This window comes from Blautia sp. 1001283B150304_161114_C9 (assembly GCF_015668165.1).
GTDB lineage: Bacteria > Bacillota > Clostridia > Lachnospirales > Lachnospiraceae > Blautia_A > Blautia_A wexlerae.
The window spans coordinates 26685-52505 of sequence record NZ_JADPGO010000004.1 but is presented as its reverse complement, the minus strand read 5'-3'; the positions used below and the strand labels follow the sequence as shown (position 1 = coordinate 52505).

Annotated in this window: 27 protein-coding genes; 18 read left to right on the top strand and 9 right to left on the bottom strand. The window is 40.5% G+C overall.

The window, feature by feature from the left end; translation table 11 throughout:
• Position 1: 1 nt before the first annotated feature.
• Positions 2 to 751, bottom strand: coding sequence for an ABC transporter ATP-binding protein (locus tag I4V44_RS03150; protein WP_144095149.1), 750 nt, complete (start codon positions 749 to 751; stop codon positions 2 to 4).
• Positions 752 to 1037: 286 nt separating this feature from the next.
• On the opposite strand from I4V44_RS03150, the gene I4V44_RS03145 reads away from it, so the two are divergent.
• Complete coding sequence (locus tag I4V44_RS03145; RefSeq protein WP_330575402.1) at positions 1038 to 1475, top strand: winged helix-turn-helix domain-containing protein; 438 nt, start codon at positions 1038 to 1040, stop codon at positions 1473 to 1475.
• Between the two features lie 188 nt (positions 1476 to 1663).
• Here the strand turns inward: I4V44_RS03145 and I4V44_RS17495 are convergent, their stop codons facing one another.
• The 3 genes from I4V44_RS17495 to I4V44_RS03130 form a co-directional block, all read right to left on the bottom strand.
• The gene (locus I4V44_RS17495) at positions 1664 to 1834 is read right to left on the bottom strand and encodes a type II toxin-antitoxin system RelE/ParE family toxin (protein ID WP_243121812.1); all 171 of its coding nucleotides are present in this window, start codon (positions 1832 to 1834) and stop codon (positions 1664 to 1666) included.
• Positions 1821 to 1994, bottom strand: coding sequence for a hypothetical protein (locus I4V44_RS03135; RefSeq protein ID WP_186290103.1), 174 nt, complete (start codon positions 1992 to 1994; stop codon positions 1821 to 1823). The genes I4V44_RS17495 and I4V44_RS03135 overlap by 14 nt, the downstream gene beginning before the upstream one ends.
• Positions 1995 to 2172: 178 nt before the next feature.
• On the bottom strand, positions 2173 to 2430 hold the full coding sequence (locus I4V44_RS03130; protein WP_144095147.1) for a helix-turn-helix domain-containing protein: 258 nt from the start codon (positions 2428 to 2430) through the stop codon (positions 2173 to 2175).
• A gap of 173 nt (positions 2431 to 2603) precedes the next feature.
• On the opposite strand from I4V44_RS03130, the gene I4V44_RS03125 reads away from it, so the two are divergent.
• Positions 2604 to 2936 carry a hypothetical protein gene (locus I4V44_RS03125; RefSeq protein WP_144095145.1) on the top strand — a complete coding sequence of 111 codons (333 nt, stop codon included), beginning with the start codon at positions 2604 to 2606 and terminating at the stop codon, positions 2934 to 2936.
• A 74-nt stretch (positions 2937 to 3010) separates the two neighbouring features.
• On the opposite strand, the gene I4V44_RS03120 is transcribed toward I4V44_RS03125, so the two are convergent.
• Positions 3011 to 3376 (bottom strand): helix-turn-helix domain-containing protein, encoded by a 366-nt coding sequence (locus I4V44_RS03120; RefSeq protein WP_196002314.1) that lies wholly within the window; start codon positions 3374 to 3376, stop codon positions 3011 to 3013.
• Between the two features lie 489 nt (positions 3377 to 3865).
• On the opposite strand from I4V44_RS03120, the gene I4V44_RS03115 reads away from it, so the two are divergent.
• The 6 genes from I4V44_RS03115 to I4V44_RS03090 all read left to right on the top strand — a co-directional run bounded on the left by I4V44_RS03115 (position 3866) and on the right by I4V44_RS03090 (position 8429).
• The gene (locus I4V44_RS03115) at positions 3866 to 4300 is read left to right on the top strand and encodes a sigma factor-like helix-turn-helix DNA-binding protein (RefSeq protein WP_196002313.1); all 435 of its coding nucleotides are present in this window, start codon (positions 3866 to 3868) and stop codon (positions 4298 to 4300) included.
• A complete protein-coding gene (locus tag I4V44_RS03110; protein WP_196002312.1) occupies positions 4290 to 4562 on the top strand; it encodes a helix-turn-helix domain-containing protein in 273 nt (90 codons plus the stop codon). Before I4V44_RS03115 ends, I4V44_RS03110 begins: the two co-directional genes overlap by 11 nt.
• A gap of 492 nt (positions 4563 to 5054) precedes the next feature.
• Positions 5055 to 5279 carry an excisionase gene (locus I4V44_RS03105; RefSeq protein ID WP_196002311.1) on the top strand — a complete coding sequence of 75 codons (225 nt, stop codon included), beginning with the start codon at positions 5055 to 5057 and terminating at the stop codon, positions 5277 to 5279.
• Positions 5280 to 5394: 115 nt separating this feature from the next.
• A complete protein-coding gene (locus I4V44_RS03100; RefSeq protein WP_196002361.1) occupies positions 5395 to 6615 on the top strand; it encodes a site-specific integrase in 1221 nt (406 codons plus the stop codon).
• A gap of 210 nt (positions 6616 to 6825) precedes the next feature.
• Positions 6826 to 7302, top strand: coding sequence for a low molecular weight protein-tyrosine-phosphatase (locus I4V44_RS03095; RefSeq protein ID WP_196002310.1), 477 nt, complete (start codon positions 6826 to 6828; stop codon positions 7300 to 7302).
• 176 nt (positions 7303 to 7478) lie between these two features.
• Positions 7479 to 8429, top strand: coding sequence for a DUF5688 family protein (locus I4V44_RS03090; protein ID WP_022380368.1), 951 nt, complete (start codon positions 7479 to 7481; stop codon positions 8427 to 8429).
• A 74-nt stretch (positions 8430 to 8503) separates the two neighbouring features.
• Here the strand turns inward: I4V44_RS03090 and I4V44_RS03085 are convergent, their stop codons facing one another.
• The 3 genes from I4V44_RS03085 to I4V44_RS03075 form a co-directional block, all read right to left on the bottom strand.
• Positions 8504 to 9298 carry an ABC transporter ATP-binding protein gene (locus tag I4V44_RS03085; RefSeq protein ID WP_008703743.1) on the bottom strand — a complete coding sequence of 265 codons (795 nt, stop codon included), beginning with the start codon at positions 9296 to 9298 and terminating at the stop codon, positions 8504 to 8506.
• 2 nt (positions 9299 to 9300) lie between these two features.
• A complete protein-coding gene (locus I4V44_RS03080) occupies positions 9301 to 10218 on the bottom strand; it encodes an ABC transporter permease (protein ID WP_008703742.1) in 918 nt (305 codons plus the stop codon).
• 150 nt (positions 10219 to 10368) lie between these two features.
• Positions 10369 to 11355, bottom strand: a complete 987-nt coding sequence (locus tag I4V44_RS03075) for an ABC transporter substrate-binding protein (protein ID WP_008703741.1) — start codon at positions 11353 to 11355, stop codon at positions 10369 to 10371.
• 263 nt (positions 11356 to 11618) lie between these two features.
• On the opposite strand from I4V44_RS03075, the gene I4V44_RS03070 reads away from it, so the two are divergent.
• Positions 11619 to 12383: an N-acetylmuramoyl-L-alanine amidase gene (locus I4V44_RS03070; RefSeq protein ID WP_008703740.1), complete on the top strand. Its 765-nt coding sequence runs from the start codon at positions 11619 to 11621 to the stop codon at positions 12381 to 12383.
• 269 nt (positions 12384 to 12652) lie between these two features.
• On the top strand, positions 12653 to 13255 hold the full coding sequence (locus I4V44_RS03065; protein ID WP_330363408.1) for a YdcF family protein: 603 nt from the start codon (positions 12653 to 12655) through the stop codon (positions 13253 to 13255).
• A gap of 3 nt (positions 13256 to 13258) precedes the next feature.
• Here the strand turns inward: I4V44_RS03065 and I4V44_RS03060 are convergent, their stop codons facing one another.
• On the bottom strand, positions 13259 to 14542 hold the full coding sequence (locus I4V44_RS03060; RefSeq protein WP_118575576.1) for an HlyC/CorC family transporter: 1284 nt from the start codon (positions 14540 to 14542) through the stop codon (positions 13259 to 13261).
• Positions 14543 to 14886: 344 nt separating this feature from the next.
• Here I4V44_RS03060 and I4V44_RS03055 point away from each other — a divergent pair, with 344 nt between their 5' ends.
• The 8 genes from I4V44_RS03055 (at position 14887) to I4V44_RS03020 (ending at position 25811) form a co-directional block, all read left to right on the top strand.
• Positions 14887 to 16395 (top strand): hypothetical protein, encoded by a 1509-nt coding sequence (locus I4V44_RS03055; protein ID WP_118575574.1) that lies wholly within the window; start codon positions 14887 to 14889, stop codon positions 16393 to 16395.
• 49 nt (positions 16396 to 16444) lie between these two features.
• Positions 16445 to 16795 (top strand): TIGR04086 family membrane protein, encoded by a 351-nt coding sequence (locus tag I4V44_RS03050; protein ID WP_196002309.1) that lies wholly within the window; start codon positions 16445 to 16447, stop codon positions 16793 to 16795.
• Between the two features lie 73 nt (positions 16796 to 16868).
• Entirely contained in the window at positions 16869 to 17009 is a 141-nt protein-coding gene (scfA, locus tag I4V44_RS03045) for a six-cysteine ranthipeptide SCIFF (RefSeq protein ID WP_008703734.1), read from the top strand.
• 80 nt (positions 17010 to 17089) lie between these two features.
• The gene (scfB, locus tag I4V44_RS03040) at positions 17090 to 18457 is read left to right on the top strand and encodes a thioether cross-link-forming SCIFF peptide maturase (protein ID WP_178687602.1); all 1368 of its coding nucleotides are present in this window, start codon (positions 17090 to 17092) and stop codon (positions 18455 to 18457) included.
• Positions 18458 to 18568: 111 nt separating this feature from the next.
• Complete coding sequence (secD, locus tag I4V44_RS03035; RefSeq protein WP_118586330.1) at positions 18569 to 20977, top strand: protein translocase subunit SecD; 2409 nt, start codon at positions 18569 to 18571, stop codon at positions 20975 to 20977.
• An 81-nt stretch (positions 20978 to 21058) separates the two neighbouring features.
• Positions 21059 to 22771, top strand: coding sequence for a single-stranded-DNA-specific exonuclease RecJ (gene recJ, locus I4V44_RS03030; protein ID WP_196002308.1), 1713 nt, complete (start codon positions 21059 to 21061; stop codon positions 22769 to 22771).
• A 147-nt stretch (positions 22772 to 22918) separates the two neighbouring features.
• A complete protein-coding gene (locus I4V44_RS03025) occupies positions 22919 to 23443 on the top strand; it encodes an adenine phosphoribosyltransferase (RefSeq protein ID WP_008703730.1) in 525 nt (174 codons plus the stop codon).
• Positions 23444 to 23480: 37 nt separating this feature from the next.
• On the top strand, positions 23481 to 25811 hold the full coding sequence (locus tag I4V44_RS03020) for a RelA/SpoT family protein (RefSeq protein WP_118586339.1): 2331 nt from the start codon (positions 23481 to 23483) through the stop codon (positions 25809 to 25811).
• The last annotated feature ends 10 nt before the right edge of the window (positions 25812 to 25821 follow it).

Sequence of the window (25821 nt, the reverse complement as noted above, 5' to 3'; positions counted from 1 at the left end):
CTTACCGCTGTTTATCCTGTCTGGCAGCTTCCAGCATGATTTCCTCATAGAAGTCCTGGCGAGCCCTGTTGCACCGCTTCAATTCAGAAATAATATGTCCGTCCTTAAAGTACAGGATGCGGTCAGTATAACTTGCTGCATACGGGTCATGGGTTACCATCAAAATGGTTGTGCCCAAAGTCTGATTGACTTCCGAGAGAGCAAAAAGCAATTCTGTTGCCGAACTGCTGTCCAATGCCCCCGTTGGTTCGTCTGCAAAAATCAGTGGTGGACGCTTTACCATTGCACGAGCAGCGGCAACACGCTGGCGCTGACCACCGGATAACTCACTGGGGTATTTTTTCAGTTGTGAAGCAATTCCGAATAGCTCTGCAAGCTCCATTACTTTTTTGTCAATCTCTTTGGCACTTTTGTGCAGCAAGGTCAGAGGTACTGCAATATTTTCTTGTACGGTCAAACTGTCCAACAGGAAATACTCCTGAAAAATGAAGCCCAGATTGTCCTTACGAAAATCGGCTGCCTGTCTTTGATTTAGCTCCTGAATTTTAACTTTTCCCATGTTAATATTACCGCTTGTTGGCACATCAATGGTGGAAAGCACATTCAAAAGAGTTGTTTTTCCAGAGCCAGAGGCACCCATGATACCGAGAAATTCTCCCTGCATCACATCAAAGGAAACGTGATCCAGTCCAGGTTTTGGTTGGGTTTGATAGATTTTGGTTATGTCATTTACTTGCAATAATGTACTCATAATTGTTCGCTCCTTTCGTGGTACTTAAACAGTATAACGAACACTTTTTAATATAGCATGAGTAAATCACGCAAACTTTTTTGCGTGATTTACTCATGCTATATTTATTTAGTTTTGATAAGATATTATGGAATACATTACCGCATCGTGGAATTATGATTTTCTTTTGTTGTTATATTGATTTTATTTATCAGATGAGAATAATACATTTACAAAGGATTATAAAGAAGGTTGATAGAAAGCGAGTATAAACGAAAAATAAAGTTTTGATAAGGGGGCAGGTGGTTTGGGTGGAAAAATGCTAATTGTTTCTTTTGAAGAAGATGAAGAAGAAATTTTCGATACAGTTCTAAAAGTCTTGCAGGAAAATGAGATGATTCAATTTCAACATAAATGCAGGAACAAAAACGAAATCCGGTATATAAATCTTTTGATAGATATTGGTCAAAGGATTGTAAAAAAATGTAATCAGGAAACAGAGTTAACATATAAAGAATTTGAAATTCTCCATCTTCTGGCAGCGCATCCAGGTCAGGTATTCAGCAAAGAACAGATTTATGATATTGTCTGGAACGAACCGTACTCTGGCGATTACAACATTGTGATGACGCACATTCATCATATCCGGACAAAACTCGAAGATGATCCGACCCATCCTTTTTACATTCAGACTGTATGGGGCGTTGGTTATCGGTTCAATAAAAATGCAAGCAGCGAACTATAATTTAGAACGCTGCTTGTTTTTTAATCAGGATATGTATAGGTTGAGTTGGCTGTCAGAGTTCTTCCCCAGTTGTGTTCTTCCCGGAGTACCCGCAGCACATGAATTTCTTTCTCAGATTCTTTCACAATATAGAAAATGATGGAAGGCGGGAACGGTTTTTTATAAATAACATAACTTCGATACCAGAACTATGTTTTGGGGAACATACTGCCCATATATCCCAACTTTGTCATTTCATTTTTTATATCATTTTGGAAACGGTCAGCTCGTTCCCGTCCAAAGTCAGCTTCAATATAATCTGTAAGATCGGTCACGTCATAGATGGCTTCCCAGGTCAAAATAACTTTATACTCGTGCATTTCTTCTTATATCCCGCAATTCTGTGATTTTTCTAAAGGCATCCTCAAGTGGCAATTCTCTTTTGGCTTCCATGTCATCAATGCCTCTATCTAGCATCCGCAGAAGATGAGTGTCATTTTCTTGTTTTTGATTCAGTCGATCCATTGCTGTAAATTCCATAATATCACTCCAATCATACTGTTTTAATTAGTGTATGCGGTTCCAGTGTTTCTACTCATAGCTTATCATAAAATGAAGATTCTCACGATCAAAATTTGCACATCCCTGCCCGATCCGGGCAATCTGTTCCCATAAAGAAAAAAACTCTCAACATGTTGAGAGCCTTGGAAAATACTGCCTATTTCTGGTCACTTACGCCTAATAAATATTCACATGACACACGAAAAAACTCTGCAATAGCCACTACCTCATAGTCAGGTACAAACCGTGTGCCTTGTTCAATCCGCAAAATGGTCAGATCGTTAAAATCATGTCCGGCAAGCTGAAGCTGTTCGGCCAGTCCTTTTTGTGAGAGCTTTTTCTGTATTCTTAATTCTTTCACCCGTTTTCCAATCCGGTTTTTTGAATTTGTTTCCTTATCCCAGTAGATGATCATTCTATTCCTCAAAACTTTCTAAAGATGAAGTTGCATAGTTTTATATTACGGAATAAAATGATTCATATACTTCTAAAGATGAAGTTATAGAAAATATTCTTGTTGAAAATTATGGATAAATTGATAATACGGACTGTAAAAGAAAATACTGAAAAAGAAAGGCGGTAACACAAATGAACGTATTTTATGAAACTTTATCCGGGGTATTGGAAGAAATTCGTAGTGAGGGTATGGAAAGAGAGTATGTGATTCTTCCGGAGGATTTAAAAGAGGCAGAAGCAGAGCTGAAAACAGAACGTAAAAAGTTTGAAGCACTGCTTGAAAATCTGCAGGGGAAGAAAAAGGAGATTTTGGAAAGCTATATGAGCGCTGTTGAGCATGTTCATTTCAAAGAGGAGCAGCGAGCATATTATCAGGGGATTATGGATGGAGTATTACTGTTAAGCAGTCTCGGTCTTGTACCAAAAGGGAAAAATGTGGATGAGCTTATTAAAAAATTGAAGTGATGGAAAAGGTGGTGTGTGTGATAACATGCCACCTTTTCCAGTTCAGAAAAGTAAAGAAAAACTCAAATGAAAATTCAGATATTTTTGCTACTTTCTTGGATGGGTTTTTGATACGTCCTTAGATAAGCTTCGACAATCGCTAAAATGGTAGTAATTTGGTCTTCCGTACATTGTGTTAAATAGAGCTGGAGTCTTTTATAATCCAGATTTTCTACAAGCATATTCGGAAAGAAAAAAGGATCGGCAGAAATATTCAAGGTACGGATCAGCTTTGAAAATATTTCAAGGCTTGGAATATTGCCGCGATTTTCAATCTCTTTTATGTATCTTGTGGAAACACCGGATTTTTCTGCCAGTTCATCATACGTCAGTTTTTGCTCCATTCGTGCTTTCTTTAGGCGTAACCCTATTGCTTTATCAATTCGTTTTGTCTTTGCCATATAATAACCTCCACTTATAGTGTATAGTTCACAATCCGGAAAGAAAATGCATTATAAGTTCCCTAAATTAGAGGGGTATATTGCACTTTTGAACTTGGAGGGCAGACTTGCAAAATGGCATTCAAAAGAAATGGCTGCTTAATGAACGTACATTTGGGAGAAATTATTTGTCAGGATATTTTAAGAAGGTGATCAGGAGAACTTTTCTTCCGTGTAGGAAGGAAAACGCATAGGAATTATATCTTTTCAAAAAGAAAACTATGGTTTCAAAAGTGCATTATACGCCCCTGAATTGTGGGGGAAAAATAGCATATGGGATATAAATAACGTCTGGTGGGTAGTTGCTCATGCAGGCGTTTTTTATATATTTGAGAATTTTTTAAAAAATTTTCACTTCCACCCGTACATCGGGAATAAGCCTACGGGACAAGAACGAAAGGGAAAAAGGTTTCGCTCTTGGACAGTTGGTACGGGAAGGAGGTGAATCTTATGGAGAAATCTACTTCCAGTGACGAACTTACGGTCAGAAATCAATTTGACCGGATCTGTAAAATGGCATTGAAGTCAGAGGTAACGGATTATATCAGGCATCTGGTATATCGCCAGAGGTATGAGATATTGTTTTCTGAAATGTCAAAAAAGGAGTTGGATCAGCTTTTTACTATGGATGAATACAATGAAGAAAGTCATTGCTTTCAAGTGCTTGGTTATGACATTGAAGTGAAAAGTACGTTGATTGCGGAAGCATTGCAGACACTTACAGAAAAGAAGCGGGATGTGATTCTGCTTGCATATTTTATGGGGATGAGTGATGCGGAAATAGCAAGAGAAATGAATCTTGTGAGAAGTACAATCAATGAACATCGAAAACGTTCGTTGGAGCTGCTGAAAAAAGTTATGGAGGAAAGTACAGATGAAAAATGAGTTTGAGAAAAAATTGCTGCCTTTCCATATTATTGAGGCAGCAACCATGGGTGATGTGGAGGCCATCAATGTGGTTCTGAAGCATTATGAAAGCTACATAAAAAGATTATCTACCAGAAAGCTGTATGATGAATTTGGACAGCTTCATTATTGTGTAGATGAAACTTTACGTCGGCGTTTGGAAACAAAACTGATTACAAAGATTTTGAAGTTTAAACCGGTTCCCTATGGAATGGATCAAAGTGAAGAAAGTAGTAATTAAAGTTTGAGAACAGTACGACAGCGCTTATAAGGCAGCTCTTTTATCCCTTTCAGGAGCCGGATAGATAAGTGCATCGCACCTTGAAAATTGAATATGGTCAATCCTGCAAGGACGTATGGAACAGTTGAGCCAGATAGCAGATACGCCAGGACTGCCTGTTCCTGAACTTCCCGACAACTTGTCGGGAAGTCTGGGAATGAAAGCGAAGAAATACTGATTCGGGTATTGAAGCAAAGGTACGAGCGAGAATTATGCTGTTATGAGCAGAGGATAGGAACTTTGCGGCCACGATGCTGTTTTTGATAATGATACTTCCGGCAATAGTCCGGTCTGAAGAAGATGGTGCAATTCCAATGGGGCCACGCCTGATGGCCACTTGCAGGATTATTTTAAATGTCTGCCAATAAAAAGGCATTTTTAATAGAAAGTGTTTTTTTATTGGTAGACATATCAGGTAAGTTTAACATATAGCGAAAGGGAATGATAACAACTATGAATGAGAAAAGTGAAAAAAATCAGAATGTTCCAATATGGCAAAAATATATGCTGACTGTTGACGAGGCAACGCAGTATTTTGGAATTGGTGAAAAGAAGATCCGGAACTTAATTACAGAAAATGTAGATACAGATTTTTGTTTTACAGTACAAATAGGAAATAAATCTTTAATTAACCGGAGAAAATTTGAAGATTTTTTGAATCAGATTACTTCATTGTAGTGTACCCCAAGATACAGAGAGTTAACATAATATGGCATATTAACATATGGAAAATCAGCCCTGGCTATGGTATAATATCGGTATCGTGCTAGGGCTTCTTCGGATGAAGGGAGCGATGAATGTTTTGAGTAAAAGACGAGATAAGAAAGGTCGTATTTTACGAAACGGAGAAAGCCAGAGAGCAGACGGAAGATATGCGTTTGTATATACGGACTGTTTTGGAAAACAGAAGTTTTTATATAGTTGGAAACTGGAAGAAACAGATCCGTTGCCTGCCGGGAGAAGAAAGTGCAAGTCTTTACGTGAAAAAGAAAAAGAAGTGCGTAGAGACATTGATAATGGTATCATCCCCTATGGAGGAAATCTGACAGTCCTGGAGTTAGTACAGAAATATATTTCACAGAAAACAGGTGTTAGACATAATACCCAGGCGAATTACAACTTTGTTATCAACATTATTAAAAAAGAGAAATTTGGAATGATTCGAATTGATAAGGTCAAACTGTCTGATGCAAAAGCGTGGCTGATAAAGCTGCAGAAAGATGGCAGAGGATACAGTACCATTCATTCTGTCCGGGGAGTTGTAAGGCCGGCATTTCAAATGGCAGTGGATGATGATTTGTTACGCAAGAATCCGTTTGAATTTCAATTATGTACAGTAGTTGTAAATGACAGTGTTACCAGAGAGGCAATCACCAGAAAACAGGAGCGGGCAATGCTCGAATTTGTTCAGAAGGATGACCATTTCCGCAGATATTATGAAGGAATCTTCATTCTTTTTAAAACCGGACTTCGAATTTCAGAATTTGTTGGTCTGCAAAAATCGGATATTGATTTTGAGAAAAACACAATAAAAGTAGATCACCAGCTCCAGAGAAAAAGAAATATGGAATATATCATTGAAGATACAAAAACGCCGGATGGAGAACGGTATCTTCCGATGTCACAGGAAGTGAAAGAGTGCTTTCAAAAGATTATTGCAAATAGGCGTAAGCCAAAGTGTGAGCCTGTGATCCGAGATAAGGACGGAAAGCTGTATCATGGTTTTTTGTATCTGGATAAAAATGATATGCCGATGGTAGCATTACACTGGGAAAAATATTTCCAACACATTATAAGTAAATACAATAACATCTATAAAGAAGAATTGCCGAAAGTGACACCTCATGTATGCAGACATACTTATTGCAGCAATATGGCAAAGTCAGGAATGAACCCGAAAGTATTACAGTATCTTATGGGACATGCAGATATAAGTGTGACGATGAATACATATACGCATTTGGGATTTGACGATGCCAAAGACGAAATAGAAAGAATTACAAGTATGGCATAGCGTAAAAGAGGTCGCAGGGAAGCAAAATTCTAGGTTGAAAAGTCTTTAGTAAAATCAAAAAAATGTGTCATTTTACTAAGATTTTTACTAAATTTGGATGACAAAATATACCAACTTATGCCACGATATGCGGGAAAACAGAGGAAACTCCTCTATCATGAAAATACCGGAAAGTGGCGTAAAATAAGGATTTAAAGGAGTTTTAGAGGCTTGATAAAGATTTTATTCGTTTGCCACGGCAACATCTGCCGCTCACCAATGGCAGAATTCATTTTTAAAGACATGGTTTCTAAACAAGGTCTTTCAGACCGGTTTTATATCGCATCTGCTGCAACCAGCACTGAGGAGATATGGAATGGAATCGGGAATCCGGTATATCCTCCGGCGCGAGAGGAGCTTGCTAAGCATGGGATTGATTGTAAGGGTAAGCGCGCAGTTCAACTAACGAAGGCAGATTATGATAAATATGATTATATTCTCGGTATGGATTACTGGAATCTGAAGAATATGTTAAGAATATTGAAATCGGATCCAGAGGACAAGGTTAAACTTCTTCTGGATTACAGTGATGATCCGAGGGATATCGCAGATCCGTGGTATACAGGTGGATTTGATGTCACATATTCAGATGTGGTGGAGGGCTGTGAGGCTTTTCTGGAATATTTGAAAGATAAAAAGAAACTGTAATAAGTATTGTCGATGAAATTTACTTTACAAATGGCTGGGACTATTCTATACTATGTCTACAGCGACTCTTAAGGGGGCTTTCGCTCCCTTATTTTCTTTTTTCCGAAAACGGAAAGTCAACATTCAAATCAGGGCATCCTGCCCGTATTATTTTCAAAGCAAGAAAGGAACTGAATATGCAGAAAGACTATGAAACATTCGTAGAGAAACTGGAGATTGGTATTTACGAGGCTACAGGGATTCCGAGGGAAAATATTTCTTTTGAGAAAGAAGGCGGGAGGTTTGCGCCTGTAGGAGACAGACTGCTGGTGAAGTTTGCAGAGCATGATGATGCCTGGGAGGTCTGTGGACTTTATACACAGGAACTTTTTAAATCTTATCAGAATGGCAGTCCGTTTGAGGAAATTATAAAAGAAATCACAGATGATCTGAATCGGATAAAAAAGGCGGATATTTATGAGAAAACAAGAGTGATCAGGGATTATGAGAAGACAAAACCCCGCCTGTTTATAAGATTGCTGAATGCAGATAAATATTCCGCGGATCTTCAGGATGCGGTGTATAAAACTCTTGGTGATATTGCACTTGTGCTTTATATGAAAGTTACGGAATATGAAGGATGTGTGACAAGTACAAAAATCCGGCAGGGAATGCTGGAACAGTGGGGGAAAGAATGTGATGAAGTGTTTAAGGAGGCGATTCTCAATACGTATTTCATGAGTCCGCCCAGAATTTACAGATGGGAACAGATGATTTTTAATCCGGAATATGAAGGTGAAAGTTTTATGAATCTGGGTGATAAGTGTGAATTGAAGAAAGATGCAATGGGAAATTGTCTCAGTACAACGAAGAAAACAAATGGTGCAGTTGCAGTGTTCCTGCCGGGAGTGGCAGAACAATTGGCATATATGCTGGATTCCGATTTCTATATGGTGTTTACCAGTGTACATGAGGTAATGATCCATAATGATAAATTTGTAGAACCTGAAGATTTGCAGTGTGTTTTGCGGGATACGATCAGGGAGGCTACACCGAAAGAGGACTATCTGACGTCGAGAATCTACCAGTACAATAGGGAAACACATAAATTTATCTGTGTAACTCCGCTGGAAAAAGATGAGAAATAAAAATATGAGAGTACTCCATAAAAAAGTACTCTCATATAAAGGATATTTAGAAACGTTATGAGTAATTTATACGGTTATCCGAGCAGTGCAGAGTCATTGCTGAACTCTTCTCCGCTTGCTTTTTCAAACTGATCCAGAAGGTTTTTAACTGTCAGTTTTTTCTTTTCTTCTCCCTGGATATCCAGAATGATTTTTCCTTCCATCATCATGATCAGACGATTGCCATGTGCAATAGCGTCCTTCATATTGTGGGTGATCATCAATGTCGTAAGGTGATCGCGGTTTACGATCATATCTGTAATTTCCAGAACTTTGGCAGCTGTTTTTGGATCAAGAGCTGCGGTATGTTCATCCAGAAGCAGAAGCTTTGGTTTCTGAAGCGTTGCCATCAGAAGAGTAAGAGCCTGTCTCTGACCACCCGAGAGAAGTCCTACTTTAGAAGTCAGTCTGTCTTCCAGACCAAGACCAAGAATTTTCAGGAGCTCTTTGTATTCTTCGCGCTCTGCTTTAGTGATTCCGGAGCGGAGAAGACGGGATTTTCCGCGGCGTTTTGCAAGTGCAAGGTTTTCCTCGATACCCATTGTTGCAGCGGTTCCTGTCATTGGATCCTGAAACACACGTCCAAGGTATGTAGCACGTTTATGTTCAGAAAGTTTTGTAACATCAATATTGTCGATAAGGATCTGTCCTTCATCAACCGGCCAGGTTCCTGCAACAGCATTTAGCATAGTAGATTTGCCGGCGCCGTTTCCTCCGATAACAGTTACAAAATCGCCTTCGTTCAGCTTCAGGTTCAGACCATTTAATGCACGTTTCTCATTAATGGTTCCGGGATTAAAGGTTTTATAGATATTTTTAAGTTCAAGCATTTTTATTTACCTCCCCTTTTGGCTGGTTTATTAAAGTATTTGCCTTTCCAGTATGGGAATGCAAGGAAGAGAGCAACTACGATTGCGGACAGCATCTTCAGCAGGTCAGTGTCGATACCCATCCAGATAACAATCTGAAGTACCAGATAATACAGAATGGAACCGAAGATAACTGCTAACAGGCGAAGGGCAAAGTTGCGAAAAATACGTCCAAAGATTGCCTCACCAATAATAACTGCTGCCAGACCGATAACGATGGAACCACGTCCCATGTTGACATCTGCAAATCCCTGATACTGTGCAAGGAGTGCACTGGAAAGTCCTACCAGACCGTTGGAAATCATAAGTCCGAGAACTTTATTCCTGTTTGTGTTGATACCCTGGGCGCGTGACATATTTGGGTTACATCCGGTTGCGCGAAGGGAACAGCCAAGCTCTGTTCCAAAGAACCAGTAGAGAATGGCAATCAGGAGAATACACATAACTGCTACAATAAAAATTGTGTTTTTGGAAAGAGATGCATTTTTTATATGTCGCAGGGAAACCAGAAGATTATATTTATCAACGTTGATTGCCTGATTTGCTTTTCCCATGATCTTCAGGTTTACGGAATACAGAGATAACTGTGTCAGGATTCCGGCAAGGATTGCGGGAATTCCCATAAAGGTGTGAAAAATTCCGGTCGCAAGGCCTGCCAGCATTCCGGCGAGAGTAGCGGCCAACATAGAAATCCAGACATTATGACCGGAAAGCATCATCATAATACACACTGCACCACCGGTGCACATAGTGCCATCAACTGTAAGGTCTGCAATATCAAGAATACGGAAAGTGATATAAACACCGATTGCCATAATTCCCCAGATCAGACCCTGGGCTACTGCACCCGGAAGTGCAGTGATTAATGTTATAATTTGCATTTGTAATTTCCTCCTGTTGAGATGCGAAAAGCGAGAGAGGCGTCAAACCTTTCCCGCTGATCGCATATAAATTGAATTTTTTATAACTGTTTGATAAGCTGTTATTTAAAATCCTGTTGGTGTGAGTATTTTTCAACTGTCTGACCGGATTTATTTGGCAGTTTCTTCAGCAGCCTCGCCGATTGCAACATAATCGTCCGGAACTTCGATGCCCAGCTCTTCGCAGATATCTTTGTTATATTCTTTTGTGAAGTTTGGTGCATATTCGATCGGCATTGTGGAAATATCTTCACCGTCCTTTAAAATCTTAACAGCCATCTTACCGGTTGTAACACCAAGGTCATAATAGCTGATGGAAAGTGTCGCAACACCGCATCCGCTGCAGATACCTTCTTCGCCTGTGATTACCGGAACTTTTGCCGGAAGGCAGATGTTGTTGATGATCTCTGTGTTGGAAGCAACTGTATTATCTGTCGGTACATAAATTACATCACTTGCGTCAGTTGCTGTTGTAGCAACAGAAGAGAGATCATTAGAGTCAGAGAATGCATAATATTCACATGTATATCCGAGTTTTTCAAGTTCAGCTTTTACTGTATCTACCTGATACTGAGAGTTTGCTTCGGCAGAACAGTAGAGAAGACCTACATTTTTTGCATCCGGGAAAAGTTCATTGAGCATTGCTGCCTGTTGATCAAGGGGAGCAAGGTCTGCAGTTCCGGAAATATTTCCGCCCACAGTCCCGTCGAAATCATCCAGTCCAAGCGCAACACCGTATTCAGTAACAGAAGTACCAAGAATCGGAATATCGCTTGTCCCTGCTGCAGCTGCCTGAAGAGCAGGAGTTGCATTTGCAAGAATCAGGTCAACATTATTGGAAACAAAGCTGTTAATGATTGTAGAACAGGTGTTGGAATCTCCCTGTGCGTTCTGCTCGTCAAAGGTAACTGCGTCTTCTCCCAGTTCTTTGGTGACTTCATCCTTGAATCCCTGTGTCGCAGCGTCGAGAGCTTCGTGCTGCACAAGCTGACAGATACCGATTGTATATTTGTCTCCGTCAGCAGCACTTGCTGTTACTGCGCAGGTTCCCATAGCCATGGCTGCTGCAAGAGTGATTGCTAATGCTTTTCTTTTCATAATGATATATCCTCCTAATATAATGTTTAAATTAAGTCAGGTAAGAATTGCGTTTATTATTTGATAATATAAAACTTACCTGAATCCGAATGATTTTCTGCAGGGAAAGCAGTACTGGTAAATGATTCGGATAATGTCATCGGGCTATTCGACTATGACGTTTTAAAGTATAACGCTTTAGTGTGAAAAAGTCAAGCGACCTGCACAATTATATTTTTAATTCATATAGTATAAAGAGTATATGAAGAAAGCAGAGTGTCGTCATGGCATATTCGATCATGCTGGATGCCGGACATGGAGGTCAGGATCCGGGAGCCGTATATAAGGGAAGACAGGAAAAGAATGACAATCTTAAACTTGCTCTTGCGGTAGGTGAGATTTTAAAAAATAAAGGGATTGACATCTCTTATACCCGTACCGGTGATGTCTATCAGACACCTTTTGAGAAGGCACAGCTTGCAAATCAGGCAGGAGTAGATTACTTTATTTCATTTCATCGAAACAGCAGTCCAAAGGAAAATCAGTATAATGGAGCGGAAGTTTTGATTTATGATAAAAGCGGGATTAAATATCAGATGGCTGAGAATATTCTGGGAGCTCTGGGAGAAGTGGGATTCCGCGAAATCGGTGTAAAAGAGCGGCCGGGACTTGTGGTCCTCAGACGAACCAGGATGCCGGCTCTTTTAATAGAAACCGGATTTATCAATTCCGAAGAAGATAATAAACTGTTTGATAACAAGTTTAGCGATATAGCTCAGGGAATTGCAGATGCGATTCTTGGAAGTCTGGATGAGGAAACAGTGCAGGAACCGCTTTATTACAGAGTGCAGACTGGAGCGTTCAGAAAAAAAGAGAATGCGGACCGTATGTTATATCAGTTACTGGAAAAAGGTTATCCCTCTTTTATGTTACATGAAAACGGATTGTATAAAGTTCAGACAGGTGCCTATCAGCAGATTGGTAATGCAGTAAATATGGAGCAGAGACTGAGGGATGATGGTTACAGTACGGTTATTGTGACAAAATAGCCTTCTGGAAATATTGGAAGTCTGTGCATCGCGAAACGTGTTGCTGTGAACAGTAACATAAGCAGTGGGGGACATAGTTTTAAGAATTAACTTGGTTGTACGTTAATAGAAAAAATATGGTACACTGTATCTATCTATAGAAATTCCATAGAAATCTTCGTAAATAATGCATATTGTTCCGGCTCATCAGAGCGTGAAATTCTGTTGGACTGTTACAAACGCATTATTTGAGAGGTGCTGTAGAAAAAACAGATAACGAGGAGTTAGTAATGATGAATGACGTATATGAAAAATTTTTAAAAAGTTCAGAAGAGTTTATTTTTGCAGAAAACAAGCCGGAAAAATCTGATATTATTTTTGTCCCTGGAAATGGTTATCCGCAGATGGCGGAAAAAGCAGCAGAATTGTTTAAGAAAGGGATGGCGGACTGGATTCTGCCCAGTGGAAAATACAGCGTAGTAAATGGAAAGTTTTCAGGCGTTCTTGAAAAAAGCAATGTATATAATAAGGAATATGGAACAGAATGGGAATTTCTCAGGGATGTTCTTATAAAAAACGGAGTTCCGGATCAGAAAATCCTGAAAGAAGATCAGGCAACCTTTACTTATGAGAACGCAATTTATTCCAGACAGGTGACAGATCATGCAGAACTGGAAATAGAAAGAGCGATTTTGTGCTGCAAATCTTACCATGCAAGAAGATGTCTGATGTATTATCAGCTCTTGTATCCGAAAACAGAATTTTATGTGGTGCCTGTGAATGCAGATGGAATTACCAGAGAAAACTGGAGAAAGAACGAAGAAGGAATTGATGCGGTTACAGGAGAACTCTCCAGAATCGTGAAACAATTTTCACTGATGCTGGAGAGATGACAGTTACGGCTGTTCTTCTGTTTCAGTTTTCTTCTCGGGAAGCCAGATGTGGACAAGTTCGATTCTGTTTTTGTCCAGACGGTCAACAACCAGGCGGATGCCACTTTCAAGTGTGACAGACTGACCCTCTTTGGGAAGGCAGTCAAGCTGTTCAATAATATATCCGCCAATAGAATCATAATCTTCAGATTCCAGATTAATATGGAGGGCTTCGTTGATATCATCCAGCTTGGCAGAACCCTGAACAACATATTCTCTTTCAGGCTGGATTTCTTTAATATCTTCGACTTCATCCTCATCGTATTCGTCGCGAATCTCACCTACGATCTCTTCCAACAGGTCTTCCAATGTGACCAGACCGGCTGTGGCACCGTATTCGTCCAGAACGATTGCCAGATTGACGGATGCTTTACGCATTTCGATCATCAGGTCTGCTGTAGCTTTGTATTCATAGGTAAAATAAGGCTCACGCAGGATGTTGCGGATTGAAAAAGGTTTGTCCTTTGGATAAACAAGAAGATCTTTCATATTGATAATACCGATTACGTTATCAGTGTTGTCCTCATAAACCGGAAAACGGGTATGCATATCTTCACTGAAGACCGCCATAAGTTCATCATAGGAAAAATTGATATCTATAAAGGTCATGTCGATTCTGGGAATCATGACATCTTTTGCAGTTGAATCGCCAAAATCAAACACATTGTAGATCATCTGTTTTTCTTCGTTTTCAATGACGCCGTCTTTTTCACCTACATTGACGAGGGTACGCAGTTCATGTTCAGTCATGGCATTTGCCTTTTCGTCCGGGTTAACATGCAGAATGACCAGTACACCTTCTGTTATTTTATTTACAATGAAAACAACGGGAGTAAGGAGAATCATAAGCCCGTATATTATTCTTGAATAGGCCAGGGACAATTTTTCAGCATGGATTGTTGCCAGGTTTTTGGGGGTTATCTCACCGAAAATGAGAATCAGCAGAGTCAGGATGCCGGTTGTGATTCCTACATATGCGTTTCCCAGAATCTTTATGGTGAGTGTAGTCATGAGAGAAGAAACAGACATATTTACAATGTTGTTTCCGATTAATACGGTACTGAGCATCTTTGGGGAATCGGAAATTATTTTTTCCAGAATAACAGCACGTTTGTTGCCCTGCTCGGCAAGAGACTGTATCCGAATCTTATTTACGGTTGTCATAGCGGTTTCCGCAGAAGAAAAAAATGAAGAAAGTGCGATCAGTATCAGAATCGCCACTGTCTGAAAGGCAATACTTGAATCCAAGATTTATTCACTCCTTTTGATTATCTTTATTGATTGAATCATATCATAAAACATTTAAGCAAAATATACATGATTTCATATAAAAAATCAAGAAAAAGCTTTTGGTTCAAAGATAGTATAAAAAAATTTAAAAGAGGACTGTCGAAAAAGTAAGATTTGTGTTATAATTCACTCGATTAAAATGAAAAAAAACATTACAGAATATTTACAAAATGATAAAAGTTTGATAATATACAGATATGTAATATTGTTGTATTATGTAAAAAGAGAACTGATATTTGGCTGAAAGTAAAAAAATGATTATCAGGAAACATAAGAATCGAATATAAATATAGAGGTGCGATATGTCCAATAATATAAATAGAATAAGAAAAAATAAATTAAAAGGAACGGGTATTTTTGCGGCAGCGGCTTTAACAGCGGCTTTGATTGCAGGAAATAATATACCGGGTGTAACAAGACAGGTCAGTGCGGCTGAGTCACAGGAGAATACTGTGTCTTCTCTGATCCCGGACAACATCACGCTTGATAAGCCTGTAGAACTTGCGGATGTAGAACTTCCGGCAACGGAATATGGAACTTTTGAATGGGCAGATGGAAGTTTCGTTCCTGCACAGCGTGTACAGAGCTGTGAGGTACTTCTTATACCGGCAGAAGGGCAGGATTTAAGCCATGTGGATGGATGGGATCCGGAGAGCGGCGCGGTTGTCGGTTACATCAATGTAATAGTGAACAGTATTACGGATAGTGATAATGTTGATAAGACAGAAGGCTCAGGTAAAACAGATCCAACAGAAAATGCAGATCCAACAGAAACGCCTGAAACTTCGTCGGAAAAACCTGCCGCAGATGAAAACGCTGATACAGACAATAAAGAAGATAAGGAAAGTAAATCAGATCAGGATAATAAAACTGATACAGACAATGAAGAGAATAAGATTGAAGAAGATAAAACAGATAATAAAAACAACAAAGATAATAACAGCAATGCAGATAAGACGGATAAAGATACAGAAACTACCGGTAAGCTGGAACCTGCAGATGATATGACACAGGATAAAGAAGATACGAAGAAAGATGATGAAGATGGCGCAGATGATAATATCTTTGATAATCCTGTTCTGCCGGACGATAAGGATGACCGTCCTACAGATGCAGAGGATTCTCTTTCTGATGAAGAAAAAGAAGAGAGGGCCGCACTTAATCATACCTGCGACGGTATTACAGTAAGCGGAGTTAATCTTCCATGGTATGTACAGTTCAGAGTTTCAAGCGGTGACAGCTATCAGTTTACCAATGAATCAGATGCAATGATTTTCCAGTCTTATGAATTTGAACTCTGGGATCTTAAGAATAATACAGAATATGAGATCCCTAATGGAGATTATATCAGTGTCACTGTGCCGGTAAAATCCGGATATCAGTATACTATCGAACATCTCCTGGATAACGGGGCAACTGAGACGATTATTCCGAGTGTAGAGAATGGTATTATGGTATTCAGCACACATTCTTTCAGTCCATTTGGAATTGCAGGAAGCAGACAATTAGTAGGACCTGATGCGGGGAATGATACGGACGACACAGATGCGGTAACTCCTGCACCGGCTTCCTCCGACAGTCAGAGTCCTGATTCCGGAAAGAACAATACAGTATCTATGAATGACAGTTCTGACAGCAATAATGGTTCGTCTTCTGATCAGAATGATAATTTAACGGAAAATAAAGCTGTGAAAAATAACAATACAGTAAATACCGGAGATACAACATCAATTATGCCGTTTGTGATACTGTTTGTGGCAGCTGCAGTGATCGCCGGTGTGGCTGTATTTATAAAAAAGAGAAAGAAATAAAAGAATAACACTGATTCCTCCCCCATATAGTTTAACAGGAGGGGAAGCAATGAAAGTCAGAGCAATTTTGAAATCACTATTATTTGCATATGTATTAACAGGAGTGGCATTACTGCTTTTGGCCCTGGTACTGTTTGCTTTTGATCTGGGAGAAACAGCTGTAGATGCGGGGATTATTATAATTTATGTACTTGCATGTTTCATGGGAGGCTTTATGGCCGGCAAAATTGTGCGTAAAGACAAATATCTGTGGGGTGTTATCACAGGTCTGGCTTACTATGTATTACTGTTGACTGTCTCTGTTATGGCAAAAGGCGGTTGGGATATGAGTGTAGCTCATGCAGTTACAACATTTTTTATGTGCACAGGCGGTGGAACACTGGGTGGAATGCTGTCGTAAAAAAAAGCTTTTAAAATGAAAAGATATATGATATACTATGCCAAGAATATAATTACATAAGGAGGATAGAGTTATGGAACATATCAAAACCCTGAATACAAAGAATTTACAGAACACTGTAAAAAAAGGTGGATGTGGCGAGTGCCAGACTTCCTGCCAGTCCGCATGTAAAACTTCCTGTACAGTAGGAAACCAGAGCTGCGAGCAGAAATAAGATCAGCTATGGAGAAATGAGATAAGCAGCGGAACTTTTATTCCGCTGCTTATCTTACGCTTAGAAAGGATTTTAGTAAAATGAGTCTGATTCACCGTTATAAAAGCAATGGCTTTAATATTGTACTGGATATCAACAGTGGATGCATCCATCTGGTAGATGAGGTTACATATGAGGTTCTTCCATATCTGGAAGAGGGCCTTGGCGCAGAAGCTATTGCAGAGAAACTGGAAAACAAATATAACAGAGAAGATATTGAGACATCTGTAAGAGAATGTAATAAGCTGAAAGAAGATGGAATGCTTTTTACAAAAGATGTTTATGAGAATGTAATTGAAGAATTTTCAAATAACCGGCAGACCGTTGTAAAAGCATTGTGCCTGCACATTGCTCATGACTGCAATCTGGCCTGCCGTTATTGTTTTGCCGAAGAAGGCGAATATCATGGCAGAAGAGCTCTTATGTCCTATGAAGTCGGCAAAAAAGCTCTTGATTTCCTGATCGCGAACTCCGGTTCCAGAAAAAACCTGGAAGTAGATTTCTTTGGCGGTGAGCCGCTGATGAACTGGCAGGTTGTAAAAGACCTAGTGAAATATGGCAGAGAGCAGGAAAAGCTTCACAATAAGAAATTCCGTTTCACTTTAACAACAAACGGAGTTCTTCTGAATGATGAAGTAATGGAATTCTGCAATAAAGAGATGGGCAACGTTGTACTCAGTGTGGACGGACGTAAGGAAGTACATGACTACATGCGTCCATTCAGAAAAGGTGCAGGAAGCTATGATCTGATCATGCCGAAGTTCCAGAAGTTTGCAGAATCCAGAAATCAGGACAAGTATTATGTAAGAGGTACTTTTACCCACCATAATCTTGATTTCTCCAAGGATGTGCTTCATCTGGCAGATCTTGGATTTAAACAGATTTCCGTAGAGCCTGTAGTTGCGGCTGATACGGAGGAATATGCGATCCGTGAGGAGGATATCCCACAGATCATGGAAGAGTATGATACTCTTGCAAAAGAAATGATTAAAAGAGAGAAAGAGGGGAAAGGATTTAACTTCTTCCATTTTATGATCGACCTTACAGGTGGCCCTTGTGTATACAAGAGACTGTCAGGCTGCGGTTCAGGAACAGAGTACCTGGCTGTAACACCCTGGGGTGATTTTTACCCATGTCACCAGTTTGTTGGTGAAGAACAGTATCTCATGGGAAATGTAGACGAAGGCATTACAAAGCCGGAAATCCAGAAGGAATTCGGCGGATGCAACGTTTACACAAAGAAAGACTGCAAAGACTGCTTCGCACGTTTCTACTGTAGTGGCGGATGTGCGGCAAATGCATTCCATTTCCAGGGAGATATCAAAGGCAATTATGAAATCGGATGCGAACTCCAGAGAAAACGTGTGGAGTGCGCCATCATGATAAAAGCCGCACTGGCATGTGATTAGTGGGCAGTAATCTGTCTGACTGATACCGCCGTCGGCTGTTATCATAACAGAAAATGGCTGGCAGGCGGATGAACATGACCGCGGACAAAAAATCAAGAAGGGAAAAGAACTATGAAGAAAAGTAAAGGAATCGTAGTGCTGCTTCTGACACTGATCCTGACTGTGTTCTTTTGCTTTACTGCAGCCGTAGGTATCGGTCCTACCGGAACCGGTGCAGCAAAACATATCAACACGGGTCTTGATCTTGCCGGTGGTGTCAGCATTACCTACCAGGCTAAGGAGAGCAATCCGACAAGCGAAGAGATGTCAGATACGATCTACAAGCTTCAGAAGCGTGTAGAGCAGTACAGTACTGAGGCTCAGGTATACCAGGAAGGATCAGACCGTATTACAGTTGAAATTCCTGGTGTTACAGATGCAGATACTATTCTGAATGATCTGGGTAAACCAGGTTCCCTGTATTTCATCACAAAAGAAGATGCTGACGGAAACCAGAACTTTACTACAGGACAGGATGGATATGTTCTCTCCAGAACTATGGATGAGATCAAGGAATCCGGAAGTGTTGTTCTGGAAGGTTCTGATGTAGCAGATGCCCAGGGTGGTGCGATCCAGAATCAGAACACAAGTGCAAAGGAATATGTGGTAAGTCTTACTCTTACTTCTGATGGAGAAAACAGTGGTAAAACAAAATTTGCAGAAGCTACAAAGAATAATGTAGGCAAGCAGATCGCTATCGTCTATGACAATAACATTATCAGTGCTCCGAATGTAAATGAAGAGATTTCCGGCGGAAAAGCACAGATCAGCGGAATGTCTGACCTAGAAGAAGCACAGAACCTTGCTTCTTATATCCGTATCGGTTCTCTGGGACTGGAACTGGAAGAACTTCGTTCCAGTGTTGTAGCTGCACAGCTTGGTGAAGAAGCAATCTCTACAAGTGTTCTTGCAGGTGCAATCGGTCTGATCATCGTTATTATCTTTATGATCATTGCATACCGCGTACCTGGTGTAGTTGCAGGTATCGCACTGATTCTTTATACATCATTAATGCTGATCACGCTGAATGCCTTTGATATTACTCTTACTCTTCCGGGTATTGCGGGTATTATCCTTGGTATCGGTATGGCGGTGGATGCCAATGTTATTATTTATGCCCGAATCAGAGAGGAAATTGGTGCAGGAGTTTCAGTAAGGAATTCTATTAAGTCCGGTTTCAGCAAAGCTTTCTCTGCAATCTTTGATGGAAATATTACAACGCTGATCGCAGCCTTTGTGCTGATGTGGCTTGGTTCAGGTACTGTTAAGGGATTTGCTTATACACTTGCCCTTGGTATCGTGATCTCCATGTTTACAGCGCTGGTTGTATCCAGACTGGTTGTAAATGCACTTTATGCAGTTGGTGTGCGTGATCCGAAATTCTACGGATCTGCAAAAGAACGTAAGGCAATTGATTTTCTTGGAAAGAAGAAAGTATTCTTTGTTATTTCCATTATCCTGATCCTCTGCGGTCCGGTAGCGATGTTTGCTAATTCACATGCAGGAAACAAAGCGTTAAATTACAGCCTTGAGTTCTCAGGCGGTACTTCTACAACTGTTACATTTAATGAAGATATGGATATCAAGACCATTGATTCCGAAGTAACTCCTGTTGTAGAAGAGGTGACAGGAGATAAGAATGTTCAGCCTACAAAGGTAGTCGGAACAAATCAGGTTGTGATCAAAACACGTTCTCTGAATCAGAGCGAACGTGAAGCTCTGCAGAGTGCACTGGTTGAGAAATTTGGTGTAGATGACAGCACAATTTCCACAGAAAGTATTTCTTCTACAGTAAGTAGTGAAATGCGTCGTGATGCGCTTGTAGCCGTTATAGTAGCTACAATCTGTATGCTTCTTTATATCTGGTTCAGATTTAAAGACATCCGTTTTGCAAGCAGTGCTGTATTTGCGCTTCTACATGATGTTCTGGTCGTACTTGCATTCTATGCTATTGCCAGAGTATCTGTCGGTAATACATTTATTGCCTGTATGCTTACGATCGTAGGTTATTCTATCAATGCTACAATCGTTATCTTTGACCGTATACGTGAGAACCTTCACAGTGGTTCCAGAGAAAAACTGGCAGAAATTGTAAACGCAAGTATCACTCAGACTCTTACAAGAAGTATTTATACCTCTTTTACAACTTTTGTTATGGTAGCTGTACTTTATATCATGGGTGTTTCTTCTATCCGTGAATTTGCAGCACCTCTGATGGTTGGTGTTCTTGTCGGTGCATATTCTTCTGTATGTATTACAGGTGCATTGTGGTATGTAATGAAAAAGAAATTTGCAGGAAAAGGACAGCCGGCAATTGCTACAGCTTCCGCATCCGCAAAGTCTTCTTCAAAACCGAAGAAAGCACGTGATGTATCACAGAAAGATCCGACTCAGCCAAAGAAGAAAAACAGAAAAAGAGTAGCTGAACGTCTGGCTGCCGAAGAAGCAGCTAAGAAACAGCAGAATGATGATGCTGAATAAAACAATAATTGTCTGGAAAACAGGCAGACAGAAATATCCCGGGGTAAAACTCCGGGATATTTTTATGAGGAGAGAAAATATATGGAGAAATGGGTAATAGCAGCAAAAAGAGCAGATTTTAACCAGATCGGTCAACAGTTTCATATTGATCCGGTGATTGCGAGACTGATCAGGAACAGAGATGTGATCGGAGAAGATAAGATAAGAGAGTATCTGTCAGGAACAGTACAAGAGCTTCCTTCTCCCTGGCTGATGAAGGATATGGAAAAAGCTGTAGATATCCTGGAGAAAAAAATATCGCAGAAAGCAAAAGTCCGTATTATTGGTGATTATGATATTGATGGTGTGACCTCTACATACATTTTAATGAAAGGCCTTGCGAGGATCGGAGCAGATGTGGATACTTATATTCCGGACAGAGTTGCAGACGGATATGGGATTCATGCACATCTTATAGAAAGAGCGGAAACGGACCGGATCGATACAATCGTGACCTGTGATAATGGAATTGCTGCGGCTGCTGAAATCCAGATGGCAAAGGATAAGGGAATGACAGTGATTATTACAGATCATCATGAGGTTCCTTACAGGGAAGAAAAGGGAGAACGCCAGATGGTGCTTCCGCCGGCAGATGCGATTTTGAATCCGAAACAATATGATTGTCCATACCCGAATAAAAACCTGTGTGGGGCAGTGGTGGCCTTTAAATATATTGCAGCACTTTACGAGAGATTTGGTGTTCCGGCAGAGGAGCTGGAAGATTATTATGAACTGGCGGCTATTGCAACAGTAGGAGATGTTATGGATCTTCAGGGAGAGAACAGGATTCTGGTAAAAGAAGGACTGTACCGTCTGAAAAATACCAAAAATCAAGGATTGCAGGAACTGATCCGAGCAAATTCTCTGGAAGATGCTAAAATCACAGCTTATCATATCGGATTTGTGCTGGGACCATGTATCAATGCCAGTGGCAGACTGGATACAGCTGCCCGTTCTCTTGCACTTCTCAATGCAAAAACAAAGGAAGAAGCAGCAAGGCTTGCCGGAGATCTTACAGCTCTTAATCAGAGCCGAAAAGCTCTCACTGAGAAAGGAAAAGAAGAGGCAATCCGGATCATAGAGGCTACAGAGCTGAAAAATGACAGAGTACTGGTAGTTTATCTTCCGGATTGTCATGAAAGTCTTGCCGGTATTATAGCAGGCAGGATCAGGGAAAAATATCACAGGCCTGCCTTTGTATTGACGGGCGGTGAGACAAGTGCAAAAGGAAGCGGAAGATCAATAGAAAGTTACTCTATGTATGAAGAACTGGTAAAATGTGCAGACCTGATGATACAGTTTGGAGGTCATCCGATGGCAGCAGGTCTTTCTATAGAAGAAAAAAATATAGAAGAATTCCGGAGACGTCTCAATGTAAACTGTACGTTGACGGACGAAGAATTGCGTCCTAAGATCGTGATTGATGTGCCGATGCCTGTGTCTTATATTACAAAAGAACTGGTAGAACAGATTTCGCTTTTGGAGCCCTTTGGGAAAGGGAATACAAAACCGGTCTTTGCGCAGAAAAATCTCAGAGTGCTTGATCACAGTATTATCGGGAAAAATAAAAATGTAGTAAAATTAAAACTTCTCGATCCACAGGGAATTTCAGTGGAAGGCATTTATTTCGGAGAAGCAGAGGATTTTGTGAACTTTATCAGGGAAAAAGACAGTATTTCTGTTACTTATTATCCGGAGATCAACAGATTCAGGGGACGAGAGAGTCTTCAGATTATTATTCAGAATTACTGTTAATACTACCGCCTGTTTTGTAACCGCCGGTAAGCCTGGAAATACAAATGTCAGGGCTTAACAGTAACTTGATTCTGAAATAAAAAGGTGATATACTATAAAATATTTATGAGCGAACAGCAATATAACACACACTGGAGGAGAAATAAAATGAAGAAAATTGAAGATTATGTATTAAGTATACCGGATTTTCCTGAACCGGGGATTATTTTCAGAGATATTACAAGTGTTCTGCAGGATGCGGATGGCCTGCAGTTGGCAATCGACTCCATGCAGGACTGTCTTAAGGATATAGATGTGGACGTGATTGCAGGAACAGAGTCCAGAGGCTTTATCTTTGGTGTACCGATCGCATATAATCTTCATAAACCATTTGTACCGATTCGTAAAAAAGGCAAACTTCCCCGCGAAACAGTATCTGTAAGCTATGATCTGGAATATGGCAGTGCAGAGATTGAAATGCATAAAGATTCCATAAAACCAGGTCAGAAAGTGGTTATCGTTGATGATCTGATCGCAACAGGCGGTACGATCGAAGCAGCGATCAAGCTGGTGGAACAGCTTGGCGGTGAGGTTGTCAAGGTTGTATTTCTCATGGAACTTGCAGGTTTAAAGGGACGCGAAAGACTGAATGGGTATGATGTAGCGTCCGTAATTTGTTATGATGGTAAATAAGCACAGCTGATTGTGCAGGACAGGCAGGTGGGAGCATATGACAGAGATAACAAAAAGTACAGAAGCAAAAAAAGATGAAATGCAGGTTGAAAAAGAGAAGCTGGAATCTGTAAAGAGAGCAGATGCGGCAGTAAAGACCATGCATGATTTTACAAGTCCGGAGGTGCTTTATAAAGAACTGATAAACAGTGTTCTGAAGTATCATCCATCAACAGATATTTCCATGATAGAGAAGGCATATAAGGTTGCAAGTGAAGCTCATGAAGGACAGAAGAGAAAGTCTGGAGAGCCATATATCATTCATCCTTTGTGTGTTGCCATCATTCTGGCAGATCTGGAACTTGACAAAGAAACGATAGTTGCAGGTCTTCTTCATGATGCAGTTGAAGATACCTGGATGACCTATGAGGAAGTGGAGAAGGAATTTGGTTCAGAGGTTGCACTTCTTGTGGATGGTGTTACCAAGCTGGGACAGTTATCTTATTCTGCGGATAAAGTAGAAGTTCAGGCAGAGAACCTCAGAAAGATGTTTCTTGCCATGGCTAAGGATATCAGAGTTATTCTGATCAAGCTTGCAGACCGTCTTCATAATATGCGTACCTTACAGTATATGCGTCCTGAAAAGCAGCAGGAAAAGGCCAGAGAGACCATGGATATTTATGCTCCTATTGCCATGCGTCTGGGTATTTCCAAGATAAAGGTAGAGCTGGATGACCTGTCGCTGAAATACCTTAAGCCGGATGTATATTATGACCTGGTGCATAAGGTTGCCCTGCGTAAAAGCGAGAGAGAACAGTTTGTAGGTGCGATTGTAAAAGAAGTTAAGAAACATATGGATGATGCCAATATTAAGGCGCAGGTGGACGGACGTGTAAAACACTTTTTCAGCATCTACAAGAAGATGGTAAATCAGGATAAGACTATTGATCAGATTTATGATTTATTTGCTGTCCGTATTCTTGTAGATACAGTGAAGGATTGTTATGCTGCCCTTGGTGTGATCCATGAGATGTATAAGCCGATTCCGGGACGGTTTAAAGATTATATTGCCATGCCGAAACCCAATATGTATCAGTCATTGCATACCACATTGATCGGACCTAACGGACAGCCCTTTGAAATCCAGATCCGTACTTATGAAATGCACAGAACTGCAGAATATGGTATCGCTGCACACTGGAAATATAAGGAGTCGTCTGACGGAAAAGCTCCTGTAGGTAAGAGTGAGGAAGAGAAACTGAACTGGCTGCGTCAGATTCTGGAATGGCAGAGAGACATGTCTGATAACAAAGAATTCATGAGTCTTCTGAAGAATGACCTGGATCTTTTTGCGGACAGTGTTTACTGTTTTACTCCACAGGGAGATGTTAAAACACTTCCAAGTGGTTCTACACCGGTGGATTTTGCATACAGTGTTCACAGTGCAGTCGGAAATAAGATGGTAGGTGCCAGAGTTAACGGTAAGCTGGTTCCTATTGAATATGAGATCAAAAACGGTGACCGTATTGAGATTATTACTTCCCAGAATTCTCAGGGACCAAGCCGCGACTGGCTGAAACTGGTTAAGAGTACTCAGGCAAAGAACAAGATTAACCAGTGGTTCAAGAAGGAATTAAAAGAAGATAATATTCTTAAAGGTAAGGAGATGCTTGCGCAGTATGCGCGCGCAAAGGGATTTAAGATTGCAAATTATACAAAAAACCAGTATCTGGAAGCTGTTTTGCGTAAATATGGTTTCAGGGACTGGGATTCAGTACTTGCTGCAATTGGTCATGGCGGATTGAAAGAAGGTCAGGTTTTCAATAAGCTGGTGGAGGCATATGATAAGGAAAATAAGAAGAATCTGACAGACGAGCAGGTTCTTGAGGCTGCTTCTGAGACACAGGAAAAGCTTCACATTGCCAAGAGTAAGAGCGGCATTGTGGTAAAAGGAATCCATGATGTGGCAGTCCGTTTTTCCAAGTGCTGTAATCCAATCCCGGGTGATGAGATTGTAGGCTTTGTTACAAGAGGACGTGGAATCACAATTCATCGTACAGATTGTGTCAATGTGCTGAATATGTCTGAGACAGACAGGACACGACTGATTGAGGCAGAGTGGCAGCAGCCTGATACCAAGGAAAAAGAGAAGTATATGGCTGAGATTCAGGTTTATGCAAATAACCGTACAGGGCTTCTTGTGGATCTTTCTAAAATATTTACAGAACGTAAGATCGACCTGCGAAGTATCAACAGCCGTACAAGCAAGCAGGAGAAGGCAACTATTTCCATGAGTTTTGAGATTGGAAGCAAAGAGGAACTGCGTTCCCTGATCGAGAAGATCCGTCAGGTAGAGAGTGTCATTGACGTAGAGAGAACTACAGGCTGATCATGGAAAA

Excerpts from the sequence above, each read along its gene's own strand:
- secD (WP_118586330.1), top strand. The coding sequence starts at position 18,569 with ATGAAGAAAAGTAAAGGAATCGTAGTGCTGCTTCTGACACTGATCCTG.
- I4V44_RS03125 (WP_144095145.1), top strand. The coding sequence starts at position 2,604 with ATGAACGTATTTTATGAAACTTTATCCGGGGTATTGGAAGAAATTCGT.
- I4V44_RS03050 (WP_196002309.1), top strand. The coding sequence starts at position 16,445 with ATGAAAGTCAGAGCAATTTTGAAATCACTATTATTTGCATATGTATTA.
- I4V44_RS03110 (WP_196002312.1), top strand. The coding sequence starts at position 4,290 with ATGAAAAATGAGTTTGAGAAAAAATTGCTGCCTTTCCATATTATTGAG.
- I4V44_RS03105 (WP_196002311.1), top strand. The coding sequence starts at position 5,055 with ATGAATGAGAAAAGTGAAAAAAATCAGAATGTTCCAATATGGCAAAAA.
- I4V44_RS03130 (WP_144095147.1), bottom strand. The coding sequence starts at position 2,430 with ATGATCATCTACTGGGATAAGGAAACAAATTCAAAAAACCGGATTGGA.
- I4V44_RS03085 (WP_008703743.1), bottom strand. The coding sequence starts at position 9,298 with ATGCTTGAACTTAAAAATATCTATAAAACCTTTAATCCCGGAACCATT.
- scfA (WP_008703734.1), top strand. The coding sequence starts at position 16,869 with ATGGAACATATCAAAACCCTGAATACAAAGAATTTACAGAACACTGTA.
- I4V44_RS03055 (WP_118575574.1), top strand. The coding sequence starts at position 14,887 with ATGTCCAATAATATAAATAGAATAAGAAAAAATAAATTAAAAGGAACG.
- I4V44_RS03075 (WP_008703741.1), bottom strand. The coding sequence starts at position 11,355 with ATGAAAAGAAAAGCATTAGCAATCACTCTTGCAGCAGCCATGGCTATG.
- I4V44_RS03065 (WP_330363408.1), top strand. The coding sequence starts at position 12,653 with ATGATGAATGACGTATATGAAAAATTTTTAAAAAGTTCAGAAGAGTTT.
- I4V44_RS03080 (WP_008703742.1), bottom strand. The coding sequence starts at position 10,218 with ATGCAAATTATAACATTAATCACTGCACTTCCGGGTGCAGTAGCCCAG.
- I4V44_RS03120 (WP_196002314.1), bottom strand. The coding sequence starts at position 3,376 with ATGGCAAAGACAAAACGAATTGATAAAGCAATAGGGTTACGCCTAAAG.
- I4V44_RS03150 (WP_144095149.1), bottom strand. The coding sequence starts at position 751 with ATGAGTACATTATTGCAAGTAAATGACATAACCAAAATCTATCAAACC.
- I4V44_RS03070 (WP_008703740.1), top strand. The coding sequence starts at position 11,619 with ATGGCATATTCGATCATGCTGGATGCCGGACATGGAGGTCAGGATCCG.
- I4V44_RS03025 (WP_008703730.1), top strand. The coding sequence starts at position 22,919 with ATGAAGAAAATTGAAGATTATGTATTAAGTATACCGGATTTTCCTGAA.
- I4V44_RS03020 (WP_118586339.1), top strand. The coding sequence starts at position 23,481 with ATGACAGAGATAACAAAAAGTACAGAAGCAAAAAAAGATGAAATGCAG.
- I4V44_RS03100 (WP_196002361.1), top strand. The coding sequence starts at position 5,395 with ATGAATGTTTTGAGTAAAAGACGAGATAAGAAAGGTCGTATTTTACGA.
- I4V44_RS03115 (WP_196002313.1), top strand. The coding sequence starts at position 3,866 with ATGGAGAAATCTACTTCCAGTGACGAACTTACGGTCAGAAATCAATTT.
- I4V44_RS17495 (WP_243121812.1), bottom strand. The coding sequence starts at position 1,834 with ATGCACGAGTATAAAGTTATTTTGACCTGGGAAGCCATCTATGACGTG.
- I4V44_RS03090 (WP_022380368.1), top strand. The coding sequence starts at position 7,479 with ATGCAGAAAGACTATGAAACATTCGTAGAGAAACTGGAGATTGGTATT.
- I4V44_RS03135 (WP_186290103.1), bottom strand. The coding sequence starts at position 1,994 with ATGGAATTTACAGCAATGGATCGACTGAATCAAAAACAAGAAAATGAC.
- scfB (WP_178687602.1), top strand. The coding sequence starts at position 17,090 with ATGAGTCTGATTCACCGTTATAAAAGCAATGGCTTTAATATTGTACTG.
- recJ (WP_196002308.1), top strand. The coding sequence starts at position 21,059 with ATGGAGAAATGGGTAATAGCAGCAAAAAGAGCAGATTTTAACCAGATC.